The sequence below is a fragment of the Flectobacillus major DSM 103 genome (assembly GCF_000427405.1).
In the GTDB taxonomy this organism is placed as follows: Bacteria; Bacteroidota; Bacteroidia; order Cytophagales; family Spirosomataceae; genus Flectobacillus; species Flectobacillus major.
In genome coordinates this window covers 5,198,089-5,210,623 of record NZ_KE386491.1, presented here as the reverse complement: position 1 = coordinate 5,210,623, position 12,535 = coordinate 5,198,089, and the positions used below count along the sequence as shown (strand labels likewise).

Below are 12,535 nucleotides of genomic sequence, written 5' to 3'. Positions count from 1 at the left end.
TTTCCCAAAGTTACCTTATTCAATAAGAATACTAAAATATTATTGGGCTAATATCAAAAAAATAATTTTACGCTACTACACAAGAATATTCTTACTCTATAGCACTTTGCCCGTAGAAGTCCGTAATTTTGTATGATAAACCCTTATTTTCCCAAGCCTAACTTCGCTAATTTTTATCCGATTCTTTGCAGAACGAGTCTTTAATATGCACATATATATCCATATTCCTTTTTGTAAACAAGCTTGCTACTATTGTGATTTTCATTTTAGTACATCTTTATTGCTCAAACAGCCAATGGTTGAGGCCATTTGTCAGGAAATCCGATTACAGAAATTATACTTACAAAACCCTATTATCGACACTGTTTATTTTGGTGGCGGCACGCCTTCATTATTAGCCGAAAACGATTTGGCACAGATTATGGATACCCTTCACCAAACATTTTCTATTAAAAGTGACGCCGAAATTACAATGGAGGCCAATCCTGATGATTTGAGTTGGGAAAAAGTGGCAGCTCTCCAAAAATTAGGAATCAATCGCCTGAGTGTAGGTATTCAGTCTTTTAATGAGGGACATCTTCAAAAAATGAATCGGGCTCATAATGCCCACGAGGCCGAAAACTGCGTAAAAATCGCCCAAGATGCTGGTATCCAAAATATTACCATTGATTTAATTTATGCGATTCCCTCCAATGACCACCAAATTTTATACAGTGATATTCAAAAGGCTATATCGCTCAACCTGAACCATATATCGGCTTATTGCCTTACTATCGAGCCACAAACTGTTTTTGGAAAATGGGCCAAACAAGGCAAAATCAAACATATCGACGACGAATATGCAGCCGAGCAGTTTACAATTCTTACTCAAGGCCTACAACAGCATGGTTTTGAACAGTACGAAATTTCTAATTTTGCCCGCCATCAGCAGTACTCAAAACACAATACAAGCTACTGGAAACAAGAAGAATATCTAGGAATTGGGCCTTCGGCACATAGTTTTAATGGGTATTCTCGTCAATATAATATTGCCAACAATGCCAAGTATATTCAGCATATTCAGCAAAATAATATTCCTGCGACTGTCGAAGTACTAAGCATAGCCGACCAAGTAAACGAATATTTACTCACAGGATTACGTACCATTTGGGGCTGTCAGGTGTCGTATCTTGATGCTATTTTAGGCGAAAGTTTTCTTCAAAAACAAGCCAAAAGCCTAGTTCAATTACAAGCCATCGAGCATATTGCTATTCAAAATCAGGTTATCAAATTAACCGAAAAAGGTAAGTTGTTTGCCGACAGGATCGCATCAGATTTGTTTTTAGATTAATTTTATAAGAACCATCTGATTGCATATCAATATTTTGCATTATTTTTAGACACACATCCTCGAATAGTAGTATATCATACGCATAATTTTGCGTAATTTTGTAGTTATTATAAACGCCTTACTCCAATAATACCAAGAAACAAGACATTCGTTCACCCGATTTGGTGGTTGATTGTCAGGCAAATAGCCCTTGCCAACAATGGTTATGCCACCCCAAAGCATTATTGCACACATTACCACTTATATATAAGAAAAGTACAAAAATCTAATTAACCTAACAATCACTATTCTGCTTTGTTTATGGGAAAAAATACATTTAAAAATATAATGGCCGAACCAAATAATACTCCTTTTAGCAATGAGCCTTCTCTTTCGTGGTGGCAGCGGTACAAAGCATTGCGTGAAGAGTACTCGTTTGTGCAGTTTTTGCAAAGGCTCTTTATCAAAGCTATTATTTACTTTTTTATGGTTTCTTTGGGGTTGGTACTATTTTTCAAGTTTGTACCTGTTTGGATTACCCCAACTATGATTGACCGAAAATTTGAAGCTATTGCAGCTGGCAAAGATTCAGAAATTCATTCAGATTGGGAGCCTTACGAGAATATTTCAAAAGAAGTAGCTTTGGCTGTTGTAGCTTCAGAAGACCAGCTATTTCCACAACATCACGGCTTTGATTTTGATGCTATGTGGGGGGCGTTTAAACATAATTTTAAAGGGAAAAAAATCAAAGGAGCAAGTACTATTTCGCAACAAGTAGCCAAAAACGTGTTTTTATGGCAAGGCCGAAGCTATATTCGTAAAGTATTAGAAGCTTATTTTACCTTTATGATAGAGCTTATTTGGGGCAAAGAACGTATCTTGGAAGTGTACCTCAATATTGCCGAAACAGGCAAAATGACCTTTGGTGTAGAAGCAGCGTCACTGCGATATTATGGGCATTCAGCCAATTCGTTGAGCCGTGCCGAGGCTGCCCGAATAGCAGCCGTGCTGCCTAGCCCCAACCGTTTTTCAATAAAAAACCCATCGCCTTACGTACAACGTCGCACCAATTTTATTGTTCGACAAATGCGAGGATTAGGCGGAAAAGCATACCTTAGCAATCTCTAAAAAGCAGGGTTCTATTACCATTTTATCAGGTTTTAGAACCCTTTTTTCTTCCTTATTAGCCCATCTAGCCCAATCGCTTTATTATTAAACGGTTTGGAATTCACATAAAAAAAGTATTACCTTTGCATACATACTTGTGAAAATATCCAAAAACGTTCTTTGAATCACAATTTTACTCGTCACTTTTAAACAACTGTCAGACAGTCCCTTACTTAGTAACTCATCAATTCCCAGTATCATTTCGGGATATATATTTTCACAGAATAATCCAAAACCTAACCATTTATAAAGGTTATTACTGCCTTCATTCTATTGACCTTGCAGAAGGGAAATATGGGATGACTGTCTCCTTTTGTTTCTATAACAAAAAGTGAGATTTTCAAAGAATGACTACCACTTGAAAACAGTTTGTGTACAGTAGTCTGATAAAAAGCCGAAAGAGGTTTTTTATATCACTAAAACCCAATCATGTATATGAGAAAGTTTCTATCAATTAGCATTATCATTTTAAGTTTTGGAATGCTATTTACTGCTTGTAAAGTTAAGCAGAAACAACACGACCTTTCTTCTCAAGATAGCCAATCTATCATCAGCGAGCTGCTCGAAGATGATGAAATGAGTACTCAATTGGCTAAAACATGGACAATTAACGCCGTTAATTACCAAGCAGACGCTAGAAAAGATGTTCTGTACCAAAGAGGAGAAACTGCCAATTTGCGAGATTACTCCAAAGAGTCCTTTAAGCTATCGCCCGATGGTACTGTAACATACACCGACGAAGGTGGCGACAAACATCATGGGAAATGGAAGCTTGTAGACCATAATACCAAACTAAAGATGGTATTGGAGGACAAAAAAGAGGTATTTTGGGATATTATCAAAACTGATAAAAAAACCTTGGTACTTCACATGAGTATCAATGCCAGAAAAGTAAAATGGGATATTCAAAAAATAGACGATATTGATATTCCGACGGCTGCGGTATTTGCTGGTTTTTTTGCTGGTATTGTCGATGAAAACACGCAACTTGTTAGTATAACCTACCAAATGAGCCCCAGAGGGTAAACATCACGTAGGGAATTTTATAAAAACTCAAAAAGTTGTTTTATAAAAAAGCCTCAAATGTAAAACGCATTTGAGGCTTTTTATTTTTGGGTATCTATAGAAGCTCTGTGAGTGGTTTCCAAAGGTGTTTTTTAAAATCTACAATGGTATCATTTTTTACGACAATACCTTCTTGTTCTAGTAATTCCTGCATTCGGTTACCGCCAAAAAAAGCTTTTCCTGTGAGTACCCCGTTTCTATTTACTACTCTATGTGCTGGAATAGAGGCATCGCCGTGACAGGCATTCATAGCCCAGCCTACAAATCTTGCTCCTCCTTTTCGCCCCAAATAGGCCGCTATAGCCCCATAAGTAGTCACTCTACCCAAAGGAACAAGCTTTACCACCTGGTAAATATCGTCGAAAGCATTTTCTGGCATATTATACAGTAATTGAACGAGTTGTGCTAAGCTTAGCCTTCATCTCGGTATTTTTTATCAATATTTATTCCTTTTCGTCTTGGCGTTCACTTACTTCTTGAAGTAGTTCTTGATACCAAGCTTCACCATATTTTCGGATAAGAGGTTCTTTCAAAAACTTATACAACTCTACGCCAAGCTGTTCGCCATGCGAGCAGGCATCAGAGCAAATATGCCAACGGTCATAATTAAGGGCATCATATTCATCGTACTTGGTAATACGAATAGGATATAAATGACACGAAATTGGTTTGCGAAAAGAGATTTTGCCGTCGAAATATGCCTGCTCAATACCACATTTCAAAATACCTCTGTCATCATAAATTGCAAAAGCACATTCACGGCCCTCAATAACAGGGGTAGAATAATCGCCTTCCCAGTCTTTTACGTATTTACCCTCTTTTTCAATAACAGCTAGTCCTTCTGGCGACAGATAAGGCTTTACCTGCTCAAAAACCTCTTCCATCAAAGGCAATTCATCGTCTTCGAGAGGAGCACCCAAATCGCCTTCTACACAACAAGCTCCACGGCATTTGAGCAAGTCACAAACAAAAAATTTTTCGGCTATATCGTCACTAATGACCGTATTCTCAATTAAAATCATAATCCTATTACTATATTCGTTAAATTTTTACAAAAAGCTACTCTACCAAATTTATTTTATCCTCTTTTTTTCGAGAATAAAATGTGGTAAATGATGAAAAAGAAAACGAAATTAAGTGAATTTTTACATTCTTTAACAATTTGGCATCTTAATTGAGTTAGATATTTGACAATACCTTATAAATCCCAACCGCCAAACTAGGAATATAAATTTGATGTGCATCAATACTCCCATTTCTTACTTTTATTTTAATACGTTCATGAATAAGGGACTCTCGCTATTACTTGCTTTAGTTGTATTTTCCAGTCAATTATTGGCTCAGGAGGTACCCCAAAATATTTTTTTTGGTTCTGTTAATATAAAAATTAACAGCGACGCCCGTACGAAAATCCAAACCGAGGTAAACAATCTTACAATTAATAGAAATTATCTTGATAAAATTCTAGGCAAAATGCTAACGCATTTGCCCACTATTGAGCGTATTCTTGAAGAAGAAAAAGTACCCGACGAATTCAAATATTTATGCGTTCAGGAAAGTTTCCTTAACGCCGACGCTCGATCAACCTCCGATGCCATTGGTTTTTGGCAATTTAAGAAAGAAACGGCCAAAGGCTTCTACCTGCGTATAGACGGTGTGATGGACGAACGAAAGCACCTGAGTGCTTCTACCAAAGCTGCTTGTAGCTATTTCAAAAAACATAATGACCTTTTGGGCAACTGGATGGCCAGTTTGTTATCCTATCGTTTGGGTTATACCAATTTTAGAAAATCGAACGCCATGGACTGGGCCAACAAACAGACCATTACTGTTACAGGCGATACCGATTGGTATGTACTACGATTCTTGGCCTACAAGATTGTCTTAGAAACCGAATACAGCAGAGCCAAACAAAACCCTCCGTATAACAACCCTGTTTTGTTTGAATACTCAAAAACTCGTGGAAAAAGTTTGTCTGAAATAGCCAACCAACTGGGCATAACTGTAAGCGAAATTGAAAGTAATAACACTTGGCTCAATTCAAAATCAATTCCCGATGACAAAGATTATGTGATTTATCTGGTAGTTGACCGTAGTAAATACCAAACCCTAACAACGCTTTCGAGTTCGCCTACTTATACCCCTTCGGGGCCTCTTACTGCTGATATACCGTTAGATGATGCTTTTCCAGTTTTAGTACGCAAATCTCCTGCTAATACCAACCCCAACGAGGCTATTTTCTATGAAATAAACGGGCGTAAAGGTATATTGGCAATAGAAGGTGATACCCCCGAAAGAATTGCATCAAGAGCCGATATTAGTCTAAAACGCTTTTTGAAATTCAACGATTTAGAGGAAAACGACCGTATCATTCCTAATCAGGTTTATTATCTGAAAAAGAAAGACCACAAAGCTCAAGTGGCATTCCATACTGTTCGTGGCAATGAATCGTTGTGGCAAATTTCTCAAATGTATGGTATCCATTTGCAAGATTTGATGGACAAAAACAGAATCCCAACCGTACAAAAACTAGGTAAAGGCCGTGTATTGTGGCTCATTGATACTCGCCCTCAAAATACCGACCCACAATTTGATAGCAGTATTACTAATCCGATTCCTGAGCCTCGACCAATTGAGCCAAAACAGCCCGAGAAACCTTATGTTGAGCCAAAACAACCCGAGAAACCTTATGTTGAGCCAAAACAGCCCGAGAAACCTTATGTTGAACCAAAACAACCCGAGAAACCTTACGTTGAGCCAAAACAACCCGAGAAACCTTATGTTGAGCCAAAACAACCTGAGAAACCTTACGTTGAACCAAAACAACCCGAGAAACCTTATGTTGAGCCAAAACAACCTGAGAAACCTTATGCAGATATAAATACCAAAAATATTTATGTGCATAGAGTAGAAAGCAAACAAACCTATTTCAGTATAGCTCGACAATACAACATGAAAGTTGATGAAATTTACCAACTTAACAACCTCAGTGCCTCAGACGTATTAAGGGTTGGACAAGATATTAAGGTATTTAGAAGCACTAGTTCGGGGGCATTAGGAGCGGATCAAATAAAAGAACAACCTAAAGACCCAAGCAACGTTTATCCTACTGTAGAACCTTATAATCCAAGTAAAGATAAAAATAGCACAACTGTTATCCAAAAGGATAATACTGAAAAACCTGTGCCTCCTGCAGTACAACCCGACCCTGTTCAGCCAATGCCAGCACCTCCTTCTACCTTTAAGGCTTCGGAGGCTAAACCACACTATAGAATTATTCATACCGTACAAAAAGGTGAAACATTGTTTAGAGTTGCAAAATTTTATGACGTTAGTGTCGATAACCTCAAGGAATGGAATAACTTAACAGTAAATACGGTAGAAATTGGTCAAGAAATTACTATTTATGGTGGTAATATTCGGCCAAATTTTGGTATAACCGATAGCACACCTCCCAAAAACGAAACTCTTACTCCACCATCAGTACAACAGGAACAGAGTTTTCATATTGTCAAAGCTGGAGAAACTGCCTTTAGAATATCACAGATATATCGTATTTCGGTGAATCAATTATTGTTAATCAATGGTTTAAAATCACCCAATATTTCAGTTGGTCAAAAGTTGATTATTCGATAGTACCTCATAACAACAAAAGGGTTTCAATTTCTATCCATAACAGATATACAATTGAAACCCTTTTTATTAGATATGATACAACTATATTTTCCGACTTATCATTATACCGTCTCGAATTGGTAACAGAATATTCTCGGTACGTGGGTCGTCGTGACACATCTTATTGAAATCCAGTAGATTTCGTGTATCCTTGTCGATTTTTTTACCTTCTTGAATATTGGCCACTTTACCACTCCACAGCACATTGTCCGACAAGATATACCCCCCTTTTCTAACTAAATCAAATACCAAGTTATAATATTTGGTATAATTCATTTTGTCGGCATCTATAAATACTAAATCAAATACCTCGTTTAGGGTAGGAATAATCTCGGCAGCATCGCCAATAATATATTCGATTTTATGGGCAAAAGCCGAAGCTTCAAAAAAGCTTCGAGTAAACGTTTCAAGCTCTTCGTTGATATCGATAGTGATTAGTTTACCGTCATCGACCAGCCCTTCAGCTAGGCACAAAGCCGAATACCCCGTATAAGTTCCAATTTCTAAAATTCGGCGAGGACGCATCAGATGGCTAATTTCTGCCAAAAAACGCCCCTGCAAATGCCCCGAAAGCATTCGAGGTTGCAGGATTTTCAGATGAGTATCTCTATTAAGTTTTTTCAGCAAATCATGCTCGGCAGTAGTATGTGCCTCTGCATAATCGCTGATATTTTGTGGGAGAAAGTCCATTTTGTATTAAATAATTGAGCCTACTATTTTGTAGCAATATAAAAGAAGTCAAAACATTCTTCGGCATCGTCATTGATAAAATAATCTTGCCAAGTAATATCTGAAACCAATTTACCATCTGATTTTTGAATCAAATTACGGCTCAAGCGATTGGCAATATCATAAGGAATCTGCAACATCCATCTTGGCAAACGATATTGAAGATTGAAAACATCAAATTTGGTGATTTTTTGTACCGAACGCTTATTTTCTTCATAGTAAGCCATCACCTTGGCATTGCCGTGAATACCCTTGGTTTGGATAGTAGGGAAATAGCGTAAAATCAAATCTTTTAGCTCCTTTGCCAAATATTCTCTAACGTGCCAAGGGTTTCTCGACAGCGAGTATTTGCGGTTTACGGTAGTGAGAATCAATTTACCACCAGGTTTCAATACCCTATAAGCCTCTTTGATAAAAGCTACATCATCTTCGATATGCTCTATTACTTGAAAAGTAACAATATAATCAAAAGAATTATCGGCAATACCTTTGAGAGGTGGCAAAAACATATCGATAAACTTAAAGTCGGGGTATTCGCCAGTTAGCTTGGTCATCAATGGCTCGTTTTTGTCAACACCCGTATAGTTTTTTACAGAAGGAGCCAACACGGCTACTCCTCTACCAGTGCCACAACCTATTTCAAGCAAATCACCTGAAACAATTTTAGCGGCCTCAATATAAGGGAACAACAATCGCTGGTGTACAGGGTTGTCGGAAATAATCTCGGAAGAAGCGATTTCGGTAGTTTTATACATTGTTTTTTGATATATAAAATCATTCTTGCCAATGTTTGCCCACTGGCAACCTGATTTTAAATTGGGGTAATGGTATTTTTTTTTCAAAATTACCGCTTTTGCTTGACATCAGAAAAATACTGATTAAATTGGTTCGTTATTTATCTGCTAATTATTAGAAGATTCAAGTAATAATTAGATTTTCTGTATTAAAAAAGCCGTTTCAAACGTTTTGTTTACGTAATAAAGATACTTTTGAGATGATCTCAATTATTTTAGCAATATGAAAAAACTTATTTACCTATTATCTTCTCTCTATCTTTTATGGGCTTGTGCTCCGACTTCGCCAACAGCCAAAAAAAATAGTGGGCAAAACCTCGAAAATCGTGTGCCTCTACAACGTATTGCTACCAAAAGTAAGTTTTTGGATAATGGCAATACGGTTCGTGTATATGTTAATTTGCACCTCGACCGCACTACCTCACAAAGCGATGCCCTAAAGGAATTGGTAATTAGCTACAATTTGCTTAGTGACTACAACAACAAACAGCCTATTGCAAGCAGCACGGTAGCTCTTACTACCGAAAACTTCCTCAACGACTCAGGTTGGTTTACGGTTTGGTTTGATATCCCCAAACCCAAAGATTTACTAACGGCCGTAGTAATGACCGATATTCGTGACAACCGCACCAACAACAAAGTCACTAATGATTGCTTCGTTCGCTTTCAGTCGGGCAAGGTAAGTGACTATTTTATGTTTTTTGACAAAACAGGTAAATTACCGATTCTCAAAAGCTTTTTTTCTGTTACAGATACAGTGATCCTAAGAAGCCTCGACAACAAAAACCAAAATTTTAAGGCTTTCAGATATAAATACGAGTTTGATCCAGCTCTTTCTCCAATGGCTACTTCGCAACGTGTGCCACAGAAAAGCCTATACGTCGATTCTGCATTTTCGATTAAGTCCAATACATTGGTGCATCTTAATACCGAAGCTCTTTATTATTTTACCCGCGATACAACCGAATCTTTTGGTATAGGTACTATGGTGGTAGATAAGCGTTTTCCCAAGTTTACTCGTCCCGAAAAGCTAGTTCGACCACTCATTTATATGAGTACAAGCTCCGAAACAGCCGATTTGTATGGCTCAAGAGAAGCTAAAAAAGCCTTAGACAACTATTGGCTCAATATCATGCAGGGCAACCAAAATAATGCCAAAAGAACCATAAAAGCATTTTTTCAACGTGTTGAGCAAGCCAACCGAATGTTTACAAGCTATAAAGAAGGCTGGAAAACCGATAAAGGAATGGTTTGGATTATCATGGGCGACCCTACTCGAATTACACGAACCAAAGATAAAGAGGTGTGGACATATACCCGTAATAGCCAATATTCGGAAGTAAATTTTACTTTTAACAAAAGAGCCAATCAATTTGTGGAAGACCACTACGAGCTACAACGCTACGCCGAATACCAATCCATTTGGTTTCCAACAGTAGAACAATGGCGAAATGGTGATATTGTGGTAAAATAAGTGCCCAAAATAGATAAACAAAGAAGTGTCAGAGCAATACGAATCTGGCACTTTTTTGTTTCCTGCCAAAAACTTTCCGAACTTTGTAAAAATTTTAATATCATGTCAGAAGAAAACAAGTTCAATGGGCCTAAAAAGCCTTTTAAATATTTTAATCAACAACCCAAGCCCGACAACAAAGACATTGTGTTTGGGATTCAATCGGTTTTAGAAACACTTCGTTCAGGAAAAGAAATAGATAAAATTCTGGTACAAAGAGAATTAGGCTCTTTGGAAGTACTCGAATTTGCCCGTTTAAGAGGTATTCCCGTACAAAAAGTACCTACAGAAAAACTTGATAGAATTACTCGTAAAAATCACCAAGGGGTAATTGCGTTTGTTTCGGCTATCAATTATGCCAAACTCGACAACGTAGTTGCAGGTATTTACGAAAAAGGTGAAATACCCCTGTTGCTAATCCTCGATCGTATTACCGACGTTCGCAACTTTGGGGCAATTGCTCGTACAGCCGAATGTACAGGGGTAAATGCCATTGTGATCCCTACCAAAGGAGCAGCTCAAATCAATGCCGATGCCATGAAAACGTCTTCGGGAGCATTGAACTTTTTGCCAGTTTGTAGAGAAGAAAACTTATACCAAACTGTCAAATATCTACAAGAATCAGGTATTCAGGTAGTAGGATGTACCGAAAAAGTATCGAAAAATATCTTTGATTTAGACTTCTCTATTCCAACAGCCATTATTATGGGTTCTGAAGAAGACGGTATCTCGGACGAGCTTTTAAAGATTGCCGATGACTTGGCAAGTATCCCAATGACAGGCCGTGTTGGTTCGCTAAACGTATCAGTAGCCAATGGCGTAATTTTATATGAAGCTGTTCGCCAACGATTGAGCATTTAAGCCAATCCTCAAATACAAAAAGCCCCAAGACATACATATTTGTCTTGGGGCTTTTTATGTTTGGTAGAATTAGTATATGTATATCATTAGGTTACTAACAATATACATTGACAACCAATTTGTTGCCGTTCACTCATTAATGATACTTAGATTAATTCAATTCAAGGAAGAATTTATACTTTTGACTAATAATTGATGAAAACATACTCTGAGTTCATCAAACCAGTTTACTAAGATGCCGCGTAAGTGAGTTACAACCCTAAAATAGGTTTATATCTTCCCATTTAAAACTCATCAGGCCGATAAAACACATTTGAGATGTTAATTCTCAGCACTTTACTGTATAACATTTTCCCTAACAAAACGTTATCTAATAAACTAATACAGTTAAAAGCAGAAATAATTAGTTACCATAAATAAGTTCGGAATACGAAAAGCTCGATGCCCTTGGTATTGGGCTTTTTTGTGCTTAATGATGAGTGAGTAAATGATAATTTAGAAACTTGATTTTATTAATTTGAATCTTTTTTCAAAAATCGACACTATCTCACTGATTCACTAACGCTCTCAATCACCAATCTCTTATTTTCTATTAATTACCGAAGGTGAAGCCTGAGCCGTTGGATATACCAAAATATCGGCCATAACTACATGAGCAGGGCGAGTTACAGCAAAGGCTATAATATCGGCGATATCTTCAGCTACCAAAGGCTGAAAACCCTTATACACCGAATCAGAACGCTCATTGTCGCCTTTGAAACGAACCAAAGAAAACTCGGTTTCTACCGCTCCTGGGGCTACATTTGTTACTTTGATTCCGTGTGGATTCAAATCTAAACGCATTCCTTCGGAAATAGCCTCTACAGCCGCTTTTGAAGCACAATATACATTACCATTGGGGTAAGTCTGCTTACCAGCAATCGAGCTAATATTGATAATATGCCCTGCCTGACGGGCAATCATCCAAGGCATCACTACCTTCGACACATACAATAAACCCTTTACATTACCGTCAATCATTGCATCCCAGTCGGCTACCTCGCCATCTTGAATCGTGCCTAAGCCATGTGCATTTCCAGCATTATTAACCAAAATATCTACTTGCTTGAGTGCTTCGGGCAAGCTATTCAAGGCTGTTTCTACGGCCTCTCTATTACGTACATCAAAAGTTAAGATATGTACATTTACACTTTTTTCTAAAGTTTCTTTCAGAGCTTCCAAACGTTCGATACGTCTTCCGCAAAGAATCAAATCTATTCCTAACTTGGCAAAGGCTTCGGCTGTTGCTTTACCGATACCCGAACTGGCTCCTGTAATAATGGCTAATTTTGACATAACGCTCTATAATATGTTTGCGAAAAAGCGAGGCTTTTCCTTTCGTTTGTTTGAAATATACCTTTGAATAGTACAAAGTTAGTCTGA

General features: G+C 37.6%; 11 protein-coding genes. 6 read left to right on the top strand and 5 right to left on the bottom strand.

What is annotated here, in order from left to right; translation table 11 throughout:
• Positions 1-205: 205 nt before the first annotated feature.
• The 3 genes from hemW (at position 206) to FLEMA_RS0161895 (ending at position 3,502) form a co-directional block, all read left to right on the top strand.
• Positions 206-1,330, top strand: a complete 1,125-nt coding sequence (hemW, locus tag FLEMA_RS75215) for a radical SAM family heme chaperone HemW (protein WP_044174012.1) — start codon at positions 206-208, stop codon at positions 1,328-1,330.
• Between the two features lie 300 nt (positions 1,331-1,630).
• The gene (mtgA, locus tag FLEMA_RS0161915; RefSeq protein WP_229359534.1) at positions 1,631-2,437 is read left to right on the top strand and encodes a monofunctional biosynthetic peptidoglycan transglycosylase; all 807 of its coding nucleotides are present in this window, start codon (positions 1,631-1,633) and stop codon (positions 2,435-2,437) included.
• 474 nt (positions 2,438-2,911) lie between these two features.
• Positions 2,912-3,502 (top strand): lipocalin family protein, encoded by a 591-nt coding sequence (locus FLEMA_RS0161895; protein ID WP_159102742.1) that lies wholly within the window; start codon positions 2,912-2,914, stop codon positions 3,500-3,502.
• A 94-nt stretch (positions 3,503-3,596) separates the two neighbouring features.
• On the opposite strand, the gene FLEMA_RS75210 is transcribed toward FLEMA_RS0161895, so the two are convergent.
• Positions 3,597-3,920, bottom strand: coding sequence for an MGMT family protein (locus FLEMA_RS75210; protein ID WP_044174008.1), 324 nt, complete (start codon positions 3,918-3,920; stop codon positions 3,597-3,599).
• Positions 3,921-3,984: 64 nt separating this feature from the next.
• A complete protein-coding gene (locus FLEMA_RS75205; protein ID WP_044174007.1) occupies positions 3,985-4,563 on the bottom strand; it encodes a DUF3109 family protein in 579 nt (192 codons plus the stop codon).
• 259 nt (positions 4,564-4,822) lie between these two features.
• Between FLEMA_RS75205 and FLEMA_RS0161860 the strand changes: the two genes are divergently transcribed.
• Positions 4,823-7,177: a LysM peptidoglycan-binding domain-containing protein gene (locus tag FLEMA_RS0161860; RefSeq protein ID WP_026997540.1), complete on the top strand. Its 2,355-nt coding sequence runs from the start codon at positions 4,823-4,825 to the stop codon at positions 7,175-7,177.
• An 81-nt stretch (positions 7,178-7,258) separates the two neighbouring features.
• On the opposite strand, the gene FLEMA_RS75200 is transcribed toward FLEMA_RS0161860, so the two are convergent.
• Positions 7,259-7,906 (bottom strand): O-methyltransferase, encoded by a 648-nt coding sequence (locus tag FLEMA_RS75200; protein WP_044174005.1) that lies wholly within the window; start codon positions 7,904-7,906, stop codon positions 7,259-7,261.
• 23 nt (positions 7,907-7,929) lie between these two features.
• Entirely contained in the window at positions 7,930-8,700 is a 771-nt protein-coding gene (locus tag FLEMA_RS75195) for a class I SAM-dependent methyltransferase (protein WP_044175322.1), read from the bottom strand.
• A 262-nt stretch (positions 8,701-8,962) separates the two neighbouring features.
• On the opposite strand from FLEMA_RS75195, the gene FLEMA_RS0161810 reads away from it, so the two are divergent.
• Complete coding sequence (locus tag FLEMA_RS0161810) at positions 8,963-10,213, top strand: GWxTD domain-containing protein (protein ID WP_026997535.1); 1,251 nt, start codon at positions 8,963-8,965, stop codon at positions 10,211-10,213.
• Positions 10,214-10,315: 102 nt separating this feature from the next.
• A complete protein-coding gene (rlmB, locus tag FLEMA_RS0161805; RefSeq protein WP_026997534.1) occupies positions 10,316-11,113 on the top strand; it encodes a 23S rRNA (guanosine(2251)-2'-O)-methyltransferase RlmB in 798 nt (265 codons plus the stop codon).
• Positions 11,114-11,695: 582 nt separating this feature from the next.
• On the opposite strand, the gene FLEMA_RS75190 is transcribed toward rlmB, so the two are convergent.
• On the bottom strand, positions 11,696-12,448 hold the full coding sequence (locus FLEMA_RS75190) for an SDR family NAD(P)-dependent oxidoreductase (RefSeq protein ID WP_044174002.1): 753 nt from the start codon (positions 12,446-12,448) through the stop codon (positions 11,696-11,698).
• Positions 12,449-12,535: the final 87 nt, after the last annotated feature.